This is a genomic window from Coleofasciculus sp. G1-WW12-02 (assembly GCF_040219735.1).
Lineage (GTDB): Bacteria > Cyanobacteriota > Cyanobacteriia > Cyanobacteriales > Coleofasciculaceae > Coleofasciculus.
Genome location: NZ_JAVJRX010000178.1, coordinates 36,305 through 55,891 on the forward strand (window position 1 = coordinate 36,305; position 19,587 = coordinate 55,891).

The following is a 19,587-nucleotide window of genomic DNA, read 5'->3' on the forward strand; positions in this document are numbered from 1 at the left end:
TGAACGGATTGTCTTGACCGGGATGTAAGTTCAATGGCTAAGACACAATCCAATGGGGAGAGGTCATCAACAATAATAGAGAGACGTACATTCCCCAAAACAAAATGAAAATAAATTGCAGGTCACGTCGAGCCACGAGGATAGCTGCGATCGCTAAGGTTAATGCTACTGAGCTGGAAACCACAGGAAAAAGGCTCTGGGAGGCTTCTAGGACTAAATAAATAGTCGCGGCGATTGCTCCTAAGGACATGAAACTCAACCCAAAGATCCATAAACGAGGATAGGACTGAGAGCGGGGCAAATTCCACACAGCGGTAAGCTGAGCGCCACCCGCTAGTGCTAAAGCTGGGTAGAGTGGCAAACTATACTCCGGTAAAGGAAACGCCATCAGACAAACAGCTCCCCCATAAACACCCGTCCAAACCAATACGAATTTTGCCCAACCCCAATTGCGATTATTCCACGCCAGCCCTAATCCATAAGACCAAAATAGTAACCAGGGAACCGAGAATTTTAAGAGTTCCAATAGGTAATCGTAATCGCTCTTAAGAGTCCGGTTAATCTCTACTGAATGCCAAAACGGTTGTAATGACTCTTTAACTAGATTGGCGGTGAGAAACCCTTGACTATAAACCCAAGGTAGAGTATACCAAACCAACGCAGGTATGATACCTAACACCCAACCCAACCACCAATAGCCAGATCTGAGTAGTCTAGGGGTATCCCAGGCAATAAAGATAAAACCGATCGCCAACAAAACAAATCCCAATCCAATTCCTTGAGTGAGGCAAATTAAACCGAATCCAATGCCTGCTCCCAAAGACCAACGAAAATCACGACGCGATCGCAACAGACATACCATCATCAGCATGACAAAGCATAGCACCGTACTATCCAGGATGGCGAGTCGTCCATACTGTACAACAGGTAATACGGTTAAATAAATGAAACTCGAAAAAAGCGCGTTTTGACGGGATGGAAAAATTTCCCGACCGATTCCATAGAAGAGGGGAACAGATAGAACACTCAGCAGAGCAGTCGGTAAGCGTGTCATCAAGGTGCTATCATTTCCTGTCTTATAAGCTAAAGCAATTAGCCAATAAAGCAAGGGTGGTTCTTCAACATAAGATTGCTCACTAAATGTGGGATAAAACCATTGCCAAGATGCCCAAGGCGTGCTACTCAATTCACGAGCAACCTGATTAACCGTTTGTTCACCCCCATTTAATAGAGGTGGGCTATCCAGATTAATACAAAATAAGAGCAGCGCGGCTAAAAGTAAGCTAAACACCCACATCCGCTCAACCCAGCGTTGAGTTCTGCGAATTCTGCTCCCGGAGTGTCCCCAAATAAATGTTTGACGATTCATCTTTAAACGAACAACTTAGAGTGCTGCTGGTCGCGAGTAGTTCTGCCATCCAACGGGTTGCCTGTGCCTGCACCGTAACTCAACCCGTGGCGCGACCTAATCAAACGGTGACTTTTCAATTATGACTTTTCAATTAAAAATAAAAAACTTTAACCAATAGCTATAGATAGATGTAGCCGCGTTAGGATCAACGTTAATCACACACGACGGGTCAACCGAACCACTCCTGCTGCTTATTCACAGTAATATAGGTAGGCTTTGTTAAATAGAGCCAATCATTAGGCATCTAGACCCAAGTCTCTCACCTGCGACAGGCAAACCTATGGAAGGATCTTTTGAATTAACCCTACAAATGGTCATCGCTGTCTGTGCTGGAATCAGCGCTCAGGTGATTGCCGAGTACCTGAAAGTCCCCAGCATTGTCTTTCTACTGATCTTTGGCGTTTCCCTTGGCTCCGATGGTTTGGGTTTATTACACCCCCAAGAACTGGGAGTGGGTTTGGAAGTTATTGTTGCCTTGTCAGTCGCCGTAATTCTTTTCGAGGGAGGGCTTAACCTCAACCTGCGCGACTTAGGCAAAGTATCGGGTTCTCTGAGAAACCTAGTCACCCTGGGAACGCTGATTACGCTGCTGGGCGGTGGGATGGCAGCCCATTGGTTAGGAGAATTTCCCTGGCCGATTGCGTTTCTCTATGCTGCTCTGGTGGTTGTGACCGGTCCGACGGTTATTGGTCCACTGCTCAAACAAGTGAAAGTTGATCGACGAGTCGCCGCCCTTTTAGAAGGGGAAGGGGTTTTAATTGACCCAGTCGGTGCCATTCTAGCGGTTGTCGTACTTGATACAATTCTCAACAGCGAGGCTGGAGCATCTGCTGCCATTGTCGGTCTAGGTTTACGCCTCGGTATTGGTGGTTTGATTGGCGGTATCGGTGGCTGGTTGCTGGGTTTGTTTCTCAAACGAGCTGAATTTCTTTCAGAAGACCTGAAAAATCTGGTTGTGCTAGCCGGGATGTGGGGCTTATTTGGTTTGGCACAAACGATTCGCTCGGAATCCGGATTGATGGCAACCGTCGTCGCCGGAATCGTTGTCGGTGCGTCTTCTCTACCCGAAGAGCGACTGTTGCGACGGTTTAAAGGACAATTAACGGTGCTTGGGGTTTCCGTGCTATTCGTTCTGCTCTCCGCCGATTTGTCCATTGACAGTGTTTTCGCCTTAGGTTGGGGAAGTGTATTCACCGTTTTGGCATTAATGATGGCGGTGCGCCCGATTAGCGTCAGCTTATGTACCTGGAATAGCGGCTTAAATTGGCGACAGAAAATCTTTTTATCCTGGATTGCTCCCAAAGGGATTGTCAGCGCTTCCGTCGCCTCCTTGTTTGCGATTCTCCTCACCGAACGCGGGATTAATGGTGGGGATTCGATTAAAGCCCTGGTTTTCCTGACGATTATGCTGACAGTATTTGTACAAGGGTTAACAGCACGTTGGGTTGCCCAATGGCTGCAACTGAATCCCCAGGACAAGGCAACAGGTGCGGTGATTGTTGGCTGTAATCCCTTGAGTCGGCTGATTGCGCGTTTGTTTCAAGAGCAGGGAGAAGAAGTTGTCCTCATCGACACTGACCCGGAAGCTTGCCAACAAGCCGAGGAAGAAAATCTGCGGGTGTTCCAAAGCAGTGGTCTGGATGTTGACGTTTTAGAAGAAGCTGGGATTGAATCGGTGGGTACATTTTTGGCAATGACCAACAATGGTGAGGTGAACTTAGTCTTGGCTCAGCGAGCGGTTGAAGAGTTTGCCCCGCCGCGAGTGATTGCCGTCTTTCCTCGTGATCCCCAAGCCAATGCCACGAATAATAAAACGAAAGTCAATCAAGCATTTGTTTCTCAACTGCCGATTAAGACGTGGAATAAGTATATTACTGAGGGGCAAGTGAAGTTAGGCACAACCACGTTAAAAGAGTCGGGATTGGCATTTCAGCGAGCGCATTTGCAAGCGTTGATCCGGGCGGGAGAACTGGTTCCCTTGTTAATCGAACGGCAAGGCAGTATACAAGTGGCTAGCGCGAATGAAACCTGGCAGGCTAATGATCAAATTATTTATCTACTGCACGATCCTAGACCTAAACTATTGAAACGCTTATCCGGTGGCAGTTCGTCTTCCCGTCTGGCGGTAGAAAAGTTGCCAGAAGTTGAGGAAATCCCGATTTCAGAGCCTGTGGAAGAGAAAGCAATTAAAGAAATTGTCAATAAATCTAAAGTTGAAGAAGAGGTGAAGGTTCATGAACCCCGCCCTACTCCGTGAGGACAGGGATTGCCAGAGGGAACCTGGTAGGAAGTCAGGTGTTCAATCCGGAAGGTACACCTTACTGCAATTACACCTTATTCTTCCTTTTGGTCGGGTTAAAAAGCGAATGAGGGTGGGGACTCCCGCGAACACATTAAATTAAATAGGGAATCCATAATTTCATCGTTTCTTGGGAACCATACCAAAGTCCTTGTCGCCGAGGTGAATGCAGCACCCCTTCCAAGGTAAGATTCACGGCGCCGTCTAAATGAGCCGCTTCAATCGGAGTAATCCCATCTCCCCAACAATTTCCAACTCCACAGGTTTGCTGATAACTGTTATACGCTAACCATTGACCCAAGCGCCGTTGACCATAGATAGCTTTACCGGCGACACAGATATACTTGACATGGGGATAAAACGCTCCCGGATAGTTCATTGCCACGAAATCCAGATTGCGTTTCGTCCAGCGTTCTTGGCTACTATGAGGTGTCCCCAGTGTTACCAGTGTGGCAATGGTTGGATGAGCATTCCATAATCCTGGAACTGAAAGAGTCACATTGCTATGAATATCGTAGGGTTTTTCGCCGAGGTAGATTCGGGCAATCCAGCCCCCGGCTGAATGACCAATCAGATTAACCTGAGTGGCGCTGTAATCTGCCATAACCTGTTTCACGGTTTGATCAAGTTGCCGTAAAATTGGCACAACTGAGCGACCGCCTATAGTGGGAATCCAATCGCCTTGTCGTAGTGGTACAGTAACGGTGGGAAACCCAAACTGATTTAAAGCGGTTTCTAATCCTCGATATTCAGTTGCCCCGGCAAAAAAACCCGGTACAATGACAGTCGGTAGTGGCATTTGGAATTTTAGATTTTTGAATTATTAATCAAAGTTAACAAATAGTGATGGGGCAAGTTGGCACACTTTACGGTCTGGGTGTAGGTCCTGGCGATCGCGAATTAATCACGCTCAAAGCCCTACGTATCCTGAAACAATCTCCTGTGGTGGCTTTTCCGGCTGGGGTGAGGGGTAAACTGGGTATGGCTCAACAAATTGTGGGGCAATGGTTAAACGCTGAGCAAGTTCAACTTCCCTTAATATTTCCTTACGTGCAAGACCAAGACATTCTTACCCAAGCGTGGGAGGAAGCCGCCAAGCAGGTTTGGCATTATCTGAAGGTAGGGCAAGATGTGGCATTTGTTTGTGAAGGGGATATCAGTTTTTACAGCACGTTTACCTATTTGGCGCAAACCTTACAACAGCAGCAATCAACCGCTGTTGTGCAGATGATCCCAGGCGTCTGTTCACCCATGGCAGCCGCCTCAGTGTTAGGATTACCCCTAACCGTACAGCGCGATCGCTTGGTGGTGCTGCCTGCTCTCTATAATGTAAAGGAACTGGAAACTATTTTAGATTGGGCGGATGTCATAGTCCTGATGAAAGTGAGTTCGGTGTATGAACAGGTATGGCAGGTGTTGCATCGCCGCCAGTTATTGGACACCGCCTGGGTAGTCGAACGCGCTACCCTACCGGATCAAGTCATTTATCAAGATTTACGCGATCGCTCAACCCTAAAATTACCCTACTTTTCCATAATGATTGTCAACGTTACCCAATCCCTGAGTTCAATTAGACTCTAGATTATTTTTATTAAAACCAATAGAATTCCCAACAACCCCGCAACCGAGAGAACGATAACAGCTATGTCTAATCTCTTAATTAAAACTGTCTCAGAGAAACTCAATCAGCCAACTGGTATTGCTGTAATCGCATCGGTTGGTATTCATGTCGTCTTGGGGCTAACCTTACCCTTTTATGTACCCGTTTTTTCTAGTGAAGCGCCTCCGACTCGGCGCACTGTACAACTGTTGGAATTAACTGAAGCGGATTTAAGTCGCTTACCTGATCTTTCGGTGCCAACTTTGCCCCCGTATATTTATCAGCAGACACCATTAACATCGCCATTCCCACCTCTGCCACCTCTGCCCCCCCAAGATTCTTTGCCCCTCGATGGCAACATTTCAATGACGCCCCCTCCACAATCGTTAAAAATTCCGTCATCATCGATAAGCCGGAAACCCATAAGAACGATTGCGCCCGGAAGTCAACCGAGTACTCCATTTCCACCCTTGAGGAGAAATTTAGGAATCCCGGTTTTTGGCAACCAACTTCCTTCATCGCCTCCCCTAGGAGCAACAAACCCAGACTCTATCTACTCAGAATCAGAGCCTCAGCCTAGTATTGATCGTCTGGCACGATCACCCAATCACGAGTCAAGTGATCATGCAAGATCTCAACCACCGGAATCCCCCCCAGAGCAAGTTGCTACTAATCAAGATCCCAATCCCCCAGCCAATGAAAACCCTCCAACCCCCGATCCGGAAGAACCTGCATCAGAATCAGGCGATCCCATAGCGGATAAACAGCCTGAGCAAGCCGAAGATAGCACTCGCGCTGAAGGGGATAAAGTAGAACTTCCGCCCGTACTCCAAAGAACATTAATTGCTTCCTATCCCAAAGACGCTTGCCAGAAGCAGCTTAACGGCACAGCCATTTATAGCGTCGTTGTAGGCGCTGATGGCAAACCGACGAATTTACAACCGATTCGACGGGCTGGTGATCCCATTCTCGATCAAAAAGCACAGGAGCAAATAAACGCTCAGCGTTTTCTAAATCGCACGGAACAGCCGCAGGAATACCGGGTATCTGTCCAGTTTTCCGGTCAAGAAAAAGTTTGCCCGAAGCCAACACCTCCAGAAGCCTCGAATCAAAATCCTGAGCGTTCTAATTCCCCAACGCCCCAACCCGTGAATCCGGAGACGTCTGAGGAATCGAATTCTAATAACTCTCCCTCTTCCAATCAGGAAACGTCTGATCGTGATCCGGTCAATTCTGGACAACAATCACCATCACAAACAACCTCAGAGTCCGATCCGAAAAAAGTCAAACCGGAAGAGTCAGCCAATCCCCAACCATCACCGGAGGAGACACCCGAAGCCTCAAAGCCAGTGGATAATTCGGTTATTGTACCGACACTCTAGCTCAAGATGGGCATTCGCTATCAATTTTTGATCGGTCTAATGCTTGATCCCTAACAGGATGTTAAGATGATCGACGGTTAGAACTGTCCCCTCCAAGATTACAGCAAAAAGGAACTCAAGTTATTATGCCTTCAAGAGAACCTCGCCGCATACTTATAACAGGTGGAGCGGGGTTTATTGGCTCCAACTTCGTCCATCACTGGTGCGATCGCTATCCCCAGGATCGGGTGATTGTCCTCGATTTGCTCAGTTACGCCGGTAATCGTCGTAATCTCGATTCAGTCGAGGGACGAGACAATTTTCGGTTTGTACCGGGAGATATTTGCGATCGCACTCTTGTTGATGCTTTACTTCGCACTGAGGCAATTGATACAGTTGCCCACTTTGCGGCTGAATCCCATGTTGACCGCTCAATTTTGGGACCCGAAGCATTTGTCAGAACCAATGTTTTAGGTACGTCCACTCTCTTGGAAGCCTTTCGCCAGCATTGGAAAAAGCGGGGAAGTTTGGATAGCGATCGCTTTCTCCATGTCTCTACGGATGAAGTATACGGCAGCTTAGAGCCAGATGACCCTTTGTTTAGTGAAACGACGCCGTATCAGCCAAACAGTCCCTACGCCGCTTCTAAAGCAGGTAGTGATCACATCGTCCGTGCTTATCATCATACCTACGGCGTACCGACGCTAATTACCAATTGCTCGAACAACTATGGTCCCTATCAGTTTCCTGAAAAGCTGATTCCTCTGATGTGCATTAACATCATGCTGGGTCAACCGTTACCCGTTTATGGGGATGGACAGCAGGTGCGAGATTGGCTTTATGTCAATGATCATTGTCAGGCGATCGATTTAGTCATTCACCAAGGGATTCCTGGCGAAACCTATAACATTGGCGGTAATAACCAAATCAAAAACCTGGATTTGGTACAGATGGTTTGCCAGCTTATGGATGAATTAGCCTCAGATTTGCCGGTTTATCCAAGTAAAGACTTAATCTCCTTGGTCAAAGATAGACCCGGACATGATCGCCGATACGGTATTGATGCTCGCAAAATTAAAGCAAAATTGGGTTGGACGCCTAAAGAAACCATTGAAGGAGGATTACGTAGCACCGTTGAATGGTATTTGACTCATCGTGATTGGTGGGAACCCCTGCTTTCTAAGGAGTATCAAGATTATTACCGACAAATTTATGGTTAAATCAGCCTCCATTATGTATGAATCAATTCACTTGAAGGGGGATTACCTCGCACCGTTGAATGGTATTTAATCCATCGGGATTGGTGGGAACCGTTGCTGTCGAAGGAGTACAAAGATTACCTAAACCTATATCAATCGTAGGGGTACGGCAATGCCGTACCCCTACCGTATGTACCTCTTTACTGAATCTGTTGAATTTGGTCAAGAGATGATTGATAAAGCGTCATGTCGCCCTGTTGTCTAGATAAATCTGCTGCCTTTTGGAAATCCGCGATCGCTGCTTCTTTTTTACCTAATTGAACATGGGTAAGTCCGCGATGATAATAGGCTGAGGTGTAGTTAGGATTAATTTCAATCGCTTGGTTAAGATCAGTGAGGGCTTGTTGAATATTTCCTTGTTGCAGATGAACAAAACCACGCTTTGAGTAAAAAATATCAATTCTATGAGAAATTGACATTTTTATTGATACTTGATTGGTAACTTGGTTTCCTTCTTAGAACTAACACAGTGTAAGGATGTGACAACTGAATCACCCTAATAAAATTTTTATACCGTTTGTTAGAGGAAAAAATTATGTCTCTTCACTATAATGGAAAGCTCTAATATCTTAGCAGTGAGTTGATAATCTCATGCTGAAGAAGAATGGCACTGGCATTAGAGTTCGTAGTTGGCACACTTCGTGCCATCAGCGCTGAAGCGCAACTACGAACTTAGGTTAGTCCGTAACATTCGTGTTAGGGTTGGATTATGGCTTACGGATTCCGGTGAGTTAATTAAAAAAATATGAAATCAGCCAATAAAATTATCATAGGCTTTCTATTAGTCGTCATCATCGGCTTACCCTTCTCTCACACCCTGGCTCACATTCTTACAGAAGCCTGGTGGTTTGATTCCGTTAACTTTTCCGATGTATTCTGGACGCGGATCACCTGGAAAATTATGGCTTGGGTGGGGACATTTATTATTTACGGACTATTCTTGTGGTTTAACTATTGGATGGCGCAGCGTCTAACTCGCGATCGCGCGTTTCGTTTCCTAGAGGGTAGTGATTTAGCTCCCTATACCGATACTATAGCCAATTCCGCCGCCCTGCTTGTAACGTTCCTTGTCAGTTTAGCCGCCGCCACAGCTAGTGCATCAGCTTGGGAGACAATATTAAAATACCTGAATGCCACAGATTTTAATCTGACTGACCCCATTTATCAACAAAATATTGGTTTTTACCTGTTTCAGTTTCCTTTCTATGAAGGACTAAAAGATTGGTTTTTGAATCTTTTGTTCTGGGGGTTTGGATTATCCGTTGCTGTTTATGTTTTAAAAGGTAAAATAAGGTTAGATCGTTACTGGCAACATTTCATAACCAAAGACGTAAAAACCCATCTTAGTCTACTGTTAGCAGGGATTGCCCTAGTTGTCGCGATCGGCTTCTGGCTAGAACGCTATGAACTACTCTACACAACCGATGGTGTCGTCTATGGTGCTGGGTATACCGATGATCATGCTCAGCGTCTGGCATTCTGGATTATGAGCATTGTATCACTAATGCTAGGCTTGTCGTTTATCCTGGCAATTTGGCAAAACAATATTACCTTACCCACCTACGGAATCGGGATTTATCTCATTGCTTGGCTCGTTTTCAGTGGTCTTTTTCCCTGGTTTCAACAACGATTTATTGTCGAACCCAATGAGTTAGAAAAAGAAAAACCCTACATTGAACATAATATCGCCTATACTCGCAAGGCTTACGCTTTAGACGAAGTACCAACACAAGACTATCCAGCGGAAGAACAATTAAGTCGCCAAGCGTTACAAGAGAACCAATCTACGATTCGTAACATTCGCTTGTGGGACTATCGACCTTTACTAAGTACCTATCGCCAACTGCAAGAAATTCGTCTTTACTATCGATTCAATGATGTCGATGTTGATCGTTATACCATTGACGATAACTATAGACAAGTCATGCTCTCACCACGGGAACTATTGTATTCTCAAGTTCCCGATCGCGCTCAGACTTGGGTCAACCAAAGGCTAAAATATACCCATGGCTATGGTTTGGTAATGAGTCCAGTCAATGTCGTCACAGAGGATGGCTTACCTGAACTGTTTATCCAAGATATTCCACCGATTTCCCAAATCGATCTCCAAGTGAATGAATCCGCCATTTACTACGGCGAAGAAACCGATAACTATATCTTTACAGGTACAAATACCCAAGAATTTGATTATCCCCGTGGCGATGAAAATGCCTTCACCACCTACGACGGGAAAGGTGGTGTACCAATCCCTTCTTTTTGGCAGCGATTGGCGTATGCTTATGATTTGGGCGATCTCAAAATTTTAATTTCCAATTACTTTATCAACACCTCCCGCATTCATTACCACCGCCAGATTAAGGAACGGGTGAACCAAGTTGCACCTTTTTTGCGGTTTGATAATGACCCCTACATTACCCTAATTAATGGTAGATTACACTGGATCATCGATGCCTATACCGTTAGCGATCGCTATCCTTATTCTGAACCCGTTTCCCAAAGTCATAATGCAAACGCCATATTCCAAGGCGGGAATATCGCCCAAATGTCCCAAGGCGATATCAATTATATTCGCAACTCCGTTAAGGTAGTCGTTGATGCGTTTAATGGCACAATGCAGTTTTTTATCATTGATGAGGATGACCCTGTACTGACAACATACCGCAAAATATTCCCCACATTGTTTACCGCCAAGGAGGCTATTCCAGCCGATGTAAAAGCTCATTTTCGCTATCCCCTGGATCTGTTCACCATTCAGGCGCAGATGTATCTGTCTTACCACATGAATAATCCCCAAGTCTTTTACAACCGGGAGGATTTGTGGCGTTTTCCGACAGAAATCTATGAAGGGAATGAGCGGATCATGGAGCCTTACTATGTAATTATGCGCTTACCCGAAGAGTCGAGGGAAGAATTTATTCTAATTCTGCCCTTTACACCCGTCAATAAAGATAACATGATTGCTTGGATGGCAGCGCGTTCTGATGGGGAAAATTACGGCAAATTGCTTTTGTATGAATTCCCTAAACAAGAACTTGTCTATGGTCCTTCACAAATTGAAGCTCGCATTGACCAAAATCCGCAAATTTCCCAAGAATTAACCCTATGGAGTCAGGAAGGTTCGCGGGTAATTCGCGGCGATTTATTAGTGATTCCCATTGATCAATCATTACTTTACGTCGAACCCATTTATCTGCGAGCCGAACAAGGGGAACTTCCGGAATTGAAGCGCGTGATTGTTGCTTATGCTAAAGAAGTGGTCATGGAGGAAACCTTAGAGCAAGCCTTAGCTACTATCTTTGGTGGAACTCAAGCCGAGGTGCAACAACCTACTTCTGCTCCACCATCTGCTCCACCAAAAGAAGGGGTTTCTAAACTCGCCCAATCTGCTTTAGAAACTTATCAAAAAGCACAGGAAGCCATGCGTCAAGGCAATTGGGAAAAATATGGTCAATATCAACAAGAACTAGAAAGCATCTTGCAGCAATTGAACCAAACCCCAAAATCAGCACCTGATCTGAGAAAATCAGCAGGCGAGCCAAATTAATCCTAGTGAAAAAAAGCAGAAGTATCAGACTTTTCACGGTATTTGGGGCAATGTGTGTAGGGGCGGGTTTCACTACTATCTTTTCGGTTGTATCCAGATGTGACTAAACCCGCCCCGACTCAGGTTTCTAGACTTCCCGTGAAAAGTCAGAGAAGTATAGCTGCTGCCATCAAGCTTGCGGCATACTGAGAGGAGGTGAACACAATTAAAGTTAACGATTGATATTATTGGTAATAAAGTGTGGATTCAACGAGATGGAACGGAAGATGGAATTGCACTAGATTTGGAAAATGCGGGAATTCCGAAAGATCATATTGTATTGGGGTTTAAACCTCCTGAAGTACGTCCAATGACTGGCTATGCGGTTACTTGACGGAACCAGGACTTTAAAAACATTATCAGAACAATAGTATTACTTTAGCAAGATGAATAAAATTGAATTGACTTTGATCATAAAACAGTAGGCGACTAAGGAGCGACTGACTTTATGAATCGGAGTAAAATCAATTTGAAACACCAATCCCTATTGATGAGTGCTGTCTTGGCGCTATCCTTCACCACCGCAGCGACTAAGGAAGCCCAGAGTACCTCAATAACCCCTCCAGAGAACTCTCCAGCCACCTCACAATCGCAAATTAGCCAAAATGCAGATGATCTCAGGCAAATTCAAGTCTTTTTACCGAAGCCTTCCGCCAACAATCAAACGATAGGCTACGTTGAACCTGTTAACCGAGCCACATCCCGCGTCGATGTTGCCGAATTTGCAATTGAGCAAATTATTCAAGGACCAACATCCGCCGAAAAAGAGCAAGGATTTACTAATATAGTTGACTTCCGAGGCGAATCCACCTGTGGGAAAAATTTTACTATTAATATCTCCAATGGAATTGCCCAACTCCAATTTTGTCGGACAGTCCCTACGGCTGGAATTGGCGAAGATGCGGGAATCCAAAAAGCGGTAACCAACACACTAAAACAGTTTAATAGTGTTGATCAAGTGGTTATTTTCAACAAGAACGGCGACTGCTTTAAAGATATGAGTGGTAAAAATGCCTGCTTAAATTCCATTGAAGGTATCGTATGGCGACCCGTTCCTGGGACTAAAGCCTCGTCTGGGGGTGAATTAGGTAGGGTCAATCCCCAACCTTGGGAAGTCGGGATTAATACCATTAGTCGTAATGGAGACGCGATTAACTTTGATGTGAACGCCTAACCCATCCGCTGGCTTCCCCCTTTTTAAGGGGGACGGGAGGGGGATCTATTGGGGGACGGGAGGGGGATCTAAAAGGGGGACGGAAGGGGGATCTAAAGCGGAAAGGAAACAGGGCGATTTTAATTGCCGTATTCTGTTCATTTATATACTAAAAACCTTAAATAAAACCCATTTGAAATTTATCAATTTTGTTTTCAATTTTTTTAACAAGCTGCTGGCAGTAATCTAAAGCTGCTCTCGCCTGATCCTGTTCTATATTATTAATGTCCAAGGAAAGTTGTACTTTTTCCTCAGGGGTATTTGCTCCAGTTATAAGTGCATAACCCACCCAGTTTCTATATCTCAAATAATTCTCATAATCTATTTGTATAGCATAACATAGCAAGATTTCCTGCATTTTTTGCAATTCTTGAGAAACTTGAACATTAACTTTTTGTTTACCAAATTCATCCTGAACAATAAATCCGTCAAATTCTTCAAGGCTGGAAGCCTCATTGGGTTGCAGTTCTAAAATAATTCCTTTGGCAAAGCTGATCGTCAAGTCAAGAGAAGCTGTAGCATAACTAATTGCCTGTATTAATTTGCCATCATCAAAAAAAAATTCAGCAACCTCTAAAAGGTCTCTGTGTTCTTTGAGCGTTTCCATAATCGATGAGAAATAGTTGGGCATTCAACATTTAACCTCCAGTGTCTGGGTCACTGAGTTGACTTGTCATCGACCTTAGGTTATATAATGTTTCAGCTTATCCGCCAAATTATCGAATTATCCATAAAGTATCGAATGATAGGGGAAATGGGGAAGGGGAGTTAATTCTGGCACTAGAACATCCGTTCAGTAATGGAATCAGTATGCACCCATCAATAGAAACTGTCACATTTTCGATTAAACAGATAACCTAAACTGCCAAATATTTCAGGTTATGACTTATTACTTCTTTTGACAGCTACCTGGGATAACGCCAGCTAAAACTCTAGATTGGGGCAGGTTTCTCCGCATCTGGATGAGGGAAGAAATGATAGAAACCCACCCCTACTTTCGGAAAAACGCAGCACTTCCCCTCCTCACGGATTTTTCCGATTCTTGAAAGGGTTAAATAATGGTGGGAGTTTGCCAACCGCGCAAATAATAGTAAACCGAAGTGTAAAATTCCTCCACAATTTGCGTCGTGATAGCCAGTGATTCTACAGAGGGGATAAAGGATGCAATCCACTGGTCAACTGTGGATCTTGAACCCGGTTGAACAGTAAAGAAGCCAGTCGGTTTAGCAATGACATTGGTTAAACCGACACTTCTAAACACCTGTTGAGCGCGACGGCTGTTATAGGCTGAAGTAACCAGAAAAACGCGATTGTCCGCTATTCCGCGATCGCGTAAAATATCCTCAACCTCTTCGGCGCTGGTGCGGAGATTAGTCCCTGTCGGTTCAACCACAATCCGAGTTTGAGGAACCCCAAACTGAACCAGTAAGGCGCGGATATCATTGGCTTCGACAATTTGCTCTTGAGTTCCTACCAGGTTAGGTCGAGGACCAGCACTAACCACGACTAAAGGGTTATTCCCCGATTGTCGATACAGTTGAGCCGCATATAGAATGCGATCGCCCGTATCGGTAAGTTGAATTTGGGTTCGAGGTGGTTCATCAGGTTGGGTGGTTCCTTGTCCGAGTACCACAATCGCTGAGGCGGTTTGAGCACCTGCAGCTTCAGGCGTAACCACTGCTTGTTCTGTAGTCGCCGCCAACAGGTTAGAGAAAAAAGGCGTGCTGGCTATAAGTAAGATTAGTAAGGCTGCCAAAACCTGGTTCTTTGACTTCTCCAGCCCTTGGCGCAGGGCAAAACTCAACAGCACAATGGTCGCACCAACAGGCTTTAAGGGAAACGAGAGAACCTCCCAAATCGTTGATACCACATCATTGTTGGGAGAGAAAAACGCCACAACAATGAAGCCAAACAGAAATAAACCCCCAAGCAAGGTAAAATACTCCTTGGGGATTACCTTCTTAAACAGGTTGTAAAGAATAACTGCAATCAGCAGCCAAAGTAGGACTCGAGTCAGTAGTAAAAACATTGTGTTTTGATGGTGTAACGTTTTGATGGTGAGCGAGGAATTGTGACGGGTTCGTCTGACTCCCCAAAATAACCATTAACAAGTTAGGGGGGATTGGGATCAAGTTTTGTGTAACGTATCACCTAGGGAGAACCACGGTTCAAACTACCCTAACACGGGCATTATAGTTCCATTTCGGACAGTCAAACTTATGCAAACCTGTCAACTACCTACTTTGGGTTTGAGCAACCCCTGCGTAGAACGCAATTGTGTGCTTTTGTCCACAAGAGGGGTATAAGGTAAGAGAACTCTGGGAGCGAGGAGTTCTAAGAGCAGGAGGAGAATTCCCCTATTCCCCAATCCCCTCCTCACTAATCACCACTCCCCAATTTCGAGGCAGTTTTGAGCAAAATTACTTCTCAGGCAAAGACAAAGAGGAAAAATATTTGTAAAGTTAGTCTATAAAAAGAAACAGGGGCAGTTTGAGTGTGTCGCAAGTCCAACCCGAAATTCTAGTAACTGGCGGAGCTGGCTACATCGGCTCTCACACAGTCTTAGCCCTACAACGGGCAGGTTATAACGTCGTTGTACTGGATAACCTGGTTTGTGGACATCGAGAATTCGTAGAAGAGATCCTGAAAGCAAAATTGGTGATCGGGGATGTGGGCGATCGCACCCTGTTAGACCAAATCTTCGCCACCCACAACATTGCTGCTGTACTCCACTTTGCCGCCTATATTGCCGTGGGTGAGTCGGTTACCTACCCCGCCAAGTACTACCGCAATAACGTCAGTGGCACTCTGACCCTCTTAGAAGCCATGGTCGCCGCTGATGTGAAAACCTTAGTGTTTCCATCCACCTGTGCTGTCTACGGGATGCCTCAGCACGTACCAATGACGGAAGACCATCCTCAAAATCCGATCAATCCCTATGCGACGAGTAAGTGGATGATGGAGCGCATGTTAGCCGACTTTGATCGCGCTTATAATTTACGTTCAATTGTGTTTCGCTTCTTCAACGCGGCTGGGGCGAATCCTGAAGGACTACTGGGTGAAGACCATTATCCAGAAACCCATCTGATTCCCTTAGTCCTGTGGACAGCATTAGGCAAACGAGACTCGATCGCTATTTGGGGAACAGACTACTCCACCCCAGACGGAACCTGCTTGCGGGACTATATTCACGTCAGCGACTTGGCAGATGCCCATATCTTGGGGCTAGAGTATTTGTTAGGTGGCGGTAAGAGTGAAATCTTTAATTTAGGCAGTGGCAACGGTTTCTCCGTGCGACAGGTGATTGAAACAGCAAGGCAAGTCACCCAAAAAGAGATTAAAATCATTGAGTGCGATCGCCGCCCTGGTGATGCACCCATTTTGGTCGGTAGTAGCGACAAGGCGAGAAAAATTCTGGGTTGGTCTGCCAAATACCCGGAGCTAAGTAAAATTATCAGCGATGCTTGGCAGTGGCATCAACGGCGTCATCATTAGTACAGTATGGACAACCTAATCGCCGATGTCCGCAAGTGAAGCGTCGAAAACGCAGTTCTACAGGGCTGGATGCTCAAATACAGCCCTCAATGAAGTAGGGCTGGGTAGTTCATCTGCTATTTTCTAAGAAACTCGGAGTTCACGTCAGTTTTTTGAAGCAGAAGCAGTGAAACAATTATCGGTGAATAGAAACACCCAGACTGGAAAGGCTAAAAACAACCTCAACTCTACCAACAAAGGGACTCTTTCCCTGGAAGCTCGAATCAGCCGCTTGGAATCCATTGTTGGACAAATTGGTGAGGCGGTGCTTGCCACAACTGAGACTATTGACCGTCTAGGAAAGCGGGTTGATGCTTTGGCTGTGCAGGTACAACACCAAGGGCATCAAGTTCAACAACAGGGTTACCAACTCTTCGCTTTGAGTGATGCGGTGCAAACCTTAGCCGAAAATCAAAATGAGTCACTCGCAGAACTTGGACAACTCACGGAAACACTCCAACGCCTTGCTGCTGCCATCGAAGCTCAGCAGAAGTCAGTAAGCTAGAAGTAGCGTTACAATTTTGGACGGCTTAATCCTAAATTATGAGCGTTTCTCAAATGACATCGACGTGCCAGTCGAGAAAAAATGGACAACATCCCCAAGGGAAACCCAGAGCATTTATGTATTGTCCTCAGCGAAATTTCCTCAGGCTCTTTGTCACGGCTGTGATTAGCCTATTAGCGGTAAGCTGTGGTCAGAGCAAGGTTTCTCAGTGTAACCAAATGATTCAGGTAGCGAATCAGGCGGTTAGTGACGCCAAAGTCGTGACCAGTGGTGTTCAAGAGGACAATCCGCAAGCAGAGGCAATGCGACAAGCGGCGGCTGTCATGAATAAGGCTTCTGAAGAAATGAACGCGATAGACGTAACCGATGAGACGTTACAGGACTATCAAGCCAGTTTTGTCAACATGTATCGCGATATGAGTCACGCGATGGGTGATTATGCCCTGGCATTTGAGCAGGATGACTACCAAGCGGCGAAAGCGGCAGAGATGAACTTTCTGCAAGCCATGACTCCAAACAAGCAATTAGCGGATAATCTTAATGCTTATTGCTCCGGTCATTGACACTCATGAACACGTTGCCATAGTTTCTTTTTGCTGCGCGGCACGACTTAATGCCGGAAAAGCTTGATATGATTAGGTTTTAGACAAAGCGGGTGATGGGACTCGAACCCACGACATCCAGCTTGGGAAGCTGACGTTCTACCACTGAACTACACCCGCAAGTTGGCTCTCAACGAGAACCTACAGAATATTATATCATTGATACTGCTTTTAAAAACCAGAAAAAATGTCCCTAAAACTGGAACAATCGGACAAAACTTAGCAGTGTATGTTTATACCCGCGTTCATCCCAAGTGCGTCAAGAGCTTCCCTGTAGAGGGTTGACCAAGGACTCCCAACGAATCAAGCTATTAAGCTAGGTTTTCTTCAAATCAAGCCAATCGCCACACACATAAGGAAAATTTATCACCTTATGTACGGGAGAGCCAACTCGATCACTACATTATTATTTTTTATTCGTGATTTTAAATAATTTTCAATTTGAACTTGCAATTGCTGATAAAAATCAAGAGTATATTCTAGCAATTTTATTTGGTACTTTATTTGGTACTGTCTTGATGTTCGGGGTGCTTTAAAAGCTTCTGATTTTCCACCTCTAGAATCAATGTATTTTGTTGTCATCAGTGGTGTGATTTTATTATTATCTTCAGAAGTAGGGTTTAGATTGTCCTCATAGCTAGTATCTTTATCAAAGATAGATAGCCAGCTAGTCTTGACAAGAGTGTCTTTGATTTGATAACAAATATCGATAGGCTTCCTATTATTTATCCAAACATCCCATGGATTTTGCATAGTACATATTTTTTCTTAAAAAAGTTATTTATCTCTATAATCTTATTATATTAGCCTGGATTTTCGCAGTTCAAGATCGCTATCTCCTCTTTTATCGAACAGGCACACCTCACACATCAACAAGATCTGGATTCCTTGCTTACCCTAGGCTTTCAGACTTTTAACAAAGCTCAGATTATGACCGTCTAACCGTCTAAAGGATATATTCAGAGTACTAGGCAACTAAAGTAGGGGCTTGGCATACCAAATCCCTACTCGGCTGAAACGCCTTGCTCGGTTTCATCCCTCGGATAGATCCTTCGCCAGCTCAGGACGAAAGCTTTCACCATCGCCTTCTATAAATTTGTCTTATATCTGCCTTCTGGACACAAAAGCTGAACCCGAATGGTACTGACTGAAGCTTGGTGGGCAATGCCCACCCTACGGAATATCAAGTTTTGGCGATGGCAAATGACCAAAAACACTCTGAGGTTGTGAATCTTTAGATGGCAATCAGCCTAATTTCGTTGCATCCTGTAAAGTATAGAGTTGTAACTGTTCCATCAATCCTCAAACCATTGCACTCCGCAGGGATTACCCAGGATGTTTAACGCAACAGAAATTCTCATAAACTCATTTGTCCAAAGACTCCGGGAAGGCTACCACCGGACTTATGGAGGGCTGAAAACTGACTATGAGGACATTATTGCTTGGGCAGGCAGTATGGCAATGGAAAATATTGCCAACAGCGACGCCCTCTATCATAATGTCGAGCATTCTATCCTCGTCACGTTAGTGGGTCAGGAGATTCTCCGAGGCAAGCATATCCGTGAAGGTGGCGTCACTCCAGAAGATTGGTTGCACTTTATCATTTCTCTGGTTTGCCACGACATTGGCTATGTTAAAGGAGTCTGTCGTCAGGATCGCGAAACTGAACGACTGTACGCGACGGGCAAACATGGTGAGATGGTGCATCTGCCCCCTGGCGCTACCGATGCATCCCTAACGCCTCATCATGTTGATCGGGCGAAACTGTTTATTGATGAGCGATTTGGCGGTCACAAACTGATTGACGCTGAACTGATTAAGCTCAATATTGAACTGACTCGTTTCCCGGTTCCCAAAGAAGGGGATCATCGAGATACCCTGAACTATCCCGGTTTGATTCGTGCCTCTGACTTAATTGGTCAGCTTTCTGATCCCCGCTATCTCAAGAAAATTAGTTCTCTATATTACGAGTTTGAAGAAACAGGTGTCAATCAAGCCTTAGGATATGAGCATCCTGGTGACCTTCGCGCTGGTTATTCTCGGTTTTACTGGAATGGAGTGTTTCCTTTTATTCAGGAAGCTCTGCGTTACCTTTCCCTAACTCAAGAGGGTAAGCAAATCACCGCCAACCTCTACTCCAACGTGTTTGTGGTGGAACACGAAAAGAACGAAGAAGAACATCGACAACTCGCACAACAGCTTCACTCTTAACCCCTAACC

At 45.2% G+C, this 19,587-nt stretch carries 16 protein-coding genes, 1 tRNA gene and 1 pseudogene; 11 read left to right on the forward strand and 7 right to left on the reverse strand.

Annotated features, from left to right (window positions below):
- Nucleotides 1-37: 37 nt before the first annotated feature.
- Nucleotides 38-1,369 (reverse strand): ArnT family glycosyltransferase, encoded by a 1,332-nt coding sequence (locus tag RID09_RS27775; RefSeq protein WP_446339149.1) that lies wholly within the window; start codon nucleotides 1,367-1,369, stop codon nucleotides 38-40.
- A gap of 322 nt (nucleotides 1,370-1,691) precedes the next feature.
- On the opposite strand from RID09_RS27775, the gene RID09_RS27780 reads away from it, so the two are divergent.
- Nucleotides 1,692-3,668 (forward strand): cation:proton antiporter, encoded by a 1,977-nt coding sequence (locus RID09_RS27780; RefSeq protein ID WP_446339150.1) that lies wholly within the window; start codon nucleotides 1,692-1,694, stop codon nucleotides 3,666-3,668.
- A gap of 136 nt (nucleotides 3,669-3,804) precedes the next feature.
- Here the strand turns inward: RID09_RS27780 and RID09_RS27785 are convergent, their stop codons facing one another.
- The gene (locus tag RID09_RS27785; RefSeq protein ID WP_446339151.1) at nucleotides 3,805-4,509 is read right to left on the reverse strand and encodes an esterase/lipase family protein; all 705 of its coding nucleotides are present in this window, start codon (nucleotides 4,507-4,509) and stop codon (nucleotides 3,805-3,807) included.
- 47 nt (nucleotides 4,510-4,556) lie between these two features.
- Here RID09_RS27785 and RID09_RS27790 point away from each other — a divergent pair, with 47 nt between their 5' ends.
- The 3 genes from RID09_RS27790 (at nucleotide 4,557) to rfbB (ending at nucleotide 7,891) form a co-directional block, all read left to right on the forward strand.
- The gene (locus tag RID09_RS27790) at nucleotides 4,557-5,291 is read left to right on the forward strand and encodes a precorrin-2 C(20)-methyltransferase (RefSeq protein WP_446339152.1); all 735 of its coding nucleotides are present in this window, start codon (nucleotides 4,557-4,559) and stop codon (nucleotides 5,289-5,291) included.
- 63 nt (nucleotides 5,292-5,354) lie between these two features.
- A complete protein-coding gene (locus RID09_RS27795; protein ID WP_446339153.1) occupies nucleotides 5,355-6,692 on the forward strand; it encodes a TonB family protein in 1,338 nt (445 codons plus the stop codon).
- A gap of 125 nt (nucleotides 6,693-6,817) precedes the next feature.
- Entirely contained in the window at nucleotides 6,818-7,891 is a 1,074-nt protein-coding gene (gene rfbB / locus RID09_RS27800) for a dTDP-glucose 4,6-dehydratase (RefSeq protein WP_446339154.1), read from the forward strand.
- Between the two features lie 179 nt (nucleotides 7,892-8,070).
- Here the strand turns inward: rfbB and RID09_RS27805 are convergent, their stop codons facing one another.
- Nucleotides 8,071-8,349, reverse strand: a complete 279-nt coding sequence (locus RID09_RS27805) for a tetratricopeptide repeat protein (RefSeq protein WP_446339155.1) — start codon at nucleotides 8,347-8,349, stop codon at nucleotides 8,071-8,073.
- 326 nt (nucleotides 8,350-8,675) lie between these two features.
- Between RID09_RS27805 and RID09_RS27810 the strand changes: the two genes are divergently transcribed.
- From RID09_RS27810 to RID09_RS27820, 3 genes and pseudogenes are all read left to right on the forward strand, one after another.
- Nucleotides 8,676-11,474 (forward strand): UPF0182 family membrane protein, encoded by a 2,799-nt coding sequence (locus tag RID09_RS27810; RefSeq protein ID WP_446339156.1) that lies wholly within the window; start codon nucleotides 8,676-8,678, stop codon nucleotides 11,472-11,474.
- 217 nt (nucleotides 11,475-11,691) lie between these two features.
- A pseudogene (locus tag RID09_RS27815) lies at nucleotides 11,692-11,847 on the forward strand (element excision factor XisI family protein); the annotation flags it as partial.
- Between the two features lie 114 nt (nucleotides 11,848-11,961).
- Nucleotides 11,962-12,687 (forward strand): GerMN domain-containing protein, encoded by a 726-nt coding sequence (locus RID09_RS27820; RefSeq protein ID WP_446339157.1) that lies wholly within the window; start codon nucleotides 11,962-11,964, stop codon nucleotides 12,685-12,687.
- Between the two features lie 157 nt (nucleotides 12,688-12,844).
- Here the strand turns inward: RID09_RS27820 and RID09_RS27825 are convergent, their stop codons facing one another.
- Both RID09_RS27825 and RID09_RS27830 read right to left on the reverse strand, forming a co-directional pair.
- Nucleotides 12,845-13,333, reverse strand: a complete 489-nt coding sequence (locus RID09_RS27825; protein ID WP_446339158.1) for a hypothetical protein — start codon at nucleotides 13,331-13,333, stop codon at nucleotides 12,845-12,847.
- A 444-nt stretch (nucleotides 13,334-13,777) separates the two neighbouring features.
- Nucleotides 13,778-14,755, reverse strand: a complete 978-nt coding sequence (locus tag RID09_RS27830) for a YdcF family protein (RefSeq protein WP_446339159.1) — start codon at nucleotides 14,753-14,755, stop codon at nucleotides 13,778-13,780.
- Nucleotides 14,756-15,222: 467 nt separating this feature from the next.
- Here RID09_RS27830 and galE point away from each other — a divergent pair, with 467 nt between their 5' ends.
- From galE to RID09_RS27845, 3 genes are all read left to right on the forward strand, one after another.
- On the forward strand, nucleotides 15,223-16,221 hold the full coding sequence (gene galE, locus RID09_RS27835) for a UDP-glucose 4-epimerase GalE (protein ID WP_446339160.1): 999 nt from the start codon (nucleotides 15,223-15,225) through the stop codon (nucleotides 16,219-16,221).
- A gap of 250 nt (nucleotides 16,222-16,471) precedes the next feature.
- Nucleotides 16,472-16,765 carry a hypothetical protein gene (locus tag RID09_RS27840; protein ID WP_446339183.1) on the forward strand — a complete coding sequence of 98 codons (294 nt, stop codon included), beginning with the start codon at nucleotides 16,472-16,474 and terminating at the stop codon, nucleotides 16,763-16,765.
- A 38-nt stretch (nucleotides 16,766-16,803) separates the two neighbouring features.
- A complete protein-coding gene (locus tag RID09_RS27845; RefSeq protein ID WP_446339161.1) occupies nucleotides 16,804-17,328 on the forward strand; it encodes a hypothetical protein in 525 nt (174 codons plus the stop codon).
- An 87-nt stretch (nucleotides 17,329-17,415) separates the two neighbouring features.
- Here RID09_RS27845 and RID09_RS27850 read toward each other — a convergent pair.
- Nucleotides 17,416-17,487 (reverse strand) — tRNA-Gly (locus RID09_RS27850).
- Between the two features lie 246 nt (nucleotides 17,488-17,733).
- Nucleotides 17,734-18,120 carry a hypothetical protein gene (locus RID09_RS27855; RefSeq protein WP_446339162.1) on the reverse strand — a complete coding sequence of 129 codons (387 nt, stop codon included), beginning with the start codon at nucleotides 18,118-18,120 and terminating at the stop codon, nucleotides 17,734-17,736.
- Between the two features lie 582 nt (nucleotides 18,121-18,702).
- On the opposite strand from RID09_RS27855, the gene RID09_RS27860 reads away from it, so the two are divergent.
- The gene (locus RID09_RS27860) at nucleotides 18,703-19,578 is read left to right on the forward strand and encodes an Npun_R2479 family HD domain-containing metalloprotein (RefSeq protein ID WP_446339163.1); all 876 of its coding nucleotides are present in this window, start codon (nucleotides 18,703-18,705) and stop codon (nucleotides 19,576-19,578) included.
- Nucleotides 19,579-19,587 lie beyond the last annotated feature (9 nt).

What these genes read in the sequence shown, in the direction of transcription:
- rfbB (WP_446339154.1), top strand. Translation starts at nt 6,818, where the DNA reads ATGCCTTCAAGAGAACCTCGCCGCATACTTATAACAGGTGGAGCGGGG.
- RID09_RS27805 (WP_446339155.1), bottom strand. Translation starts at nt 8,349, where the DNA reads ATGTCAATTTCTCATAGAATTGATATTTTTTACTCAAAGCGTGGTTTT.
- RID09_RS27845 (WP_446339161.1), top strand. Translation starts at nt 16,804, where the DNA reads ATGAGCGTTTCTCAAATGACATCGACGTGCCAGTCGAGAAAAAATGGA.
- RID09_RS27775 (WP_446339149.1), bottom strand. Translation starts at nt 1,369, where the DNA reads ATGAATCGTCAAACATTTATTTGGGGACACTCCGGGAGCAGAATTCGC.
- RID09_RS27785 (WP_446339151.1), bottom strand. Translation starts at nt 4,509, where the DNA reads ATGCCACTACCGACTGTCATTGTACCGGGTTTTTTTGCCGGGGCAACT.
- RID09_RS27810 (WP_446339156.1), top strand. Translation starts at nt 8,676, where the DNA reads ATGAAATCAGCCAATAAAATTATCATAGGCTTTCTATTAGTCGTCATC.
- RID09_RS27780 (WP_446339150.1), top strand. Translation starts at nt 1,692, where the DNA reads ATGGAAGGATCTTTTGAATTAACCCTACAAATGGTCATCGCTGTCTGT.
- RID09_RS27825 (WP_446339158.1), bottom strand. Translation starts at nt 13,333, where the DNA reads ATGGAAACGCTCAAAGAACACAGAGACCTTTTAGAGGTTGCTGAATTT.
- RID09_RS27855 (WP_446339162.1), bottom strand. Translation starts at nt 18,120, where the DNA reads ATGCAAAATCCATGGGATGTTTGGATAAATAATAGGAAGCCTATCGAT.
- RID09_RS27860 (WP_446339163.1), top strand. Translation starts at nt 18,703, where the DNA reads ATGTTTAACGCAACAGAAATTCTCATAAACTCATTTGTCCAAAGACTC.
- RID09_RS27790 (WP_446339152.1), top strand. Translation starts at nt 4,557, where the DNA reads ATGGGGCAAGTTGGCACACTTTACGGTCTGGGTGTAGGTCCTGGCGAT.
- RID09_RS27820 (WP_446339157.1), top strand. Translation starts at nt 11,962, where the DNA reads ATGAATCGGAGTAAAATCAATTTGAAACACCAATCCCTATTGATGAGT.
- RID09_RS27830 (WP_446339159.1), bottom strand. Translation starts at nt 14,755, where the DNA reads ATGTTTTTACTACTGACTCGAGTCCTACTTTGGCTGCTGATTGCAGTT.
- RID09_RS27795 (WP_446339153.1), top strand. Translation starts at nt 5,355, where the DNA reads ATGTCTAATCTCTTAATTAAAACTGTCTCAGAGAAACTCAATCAGCCA.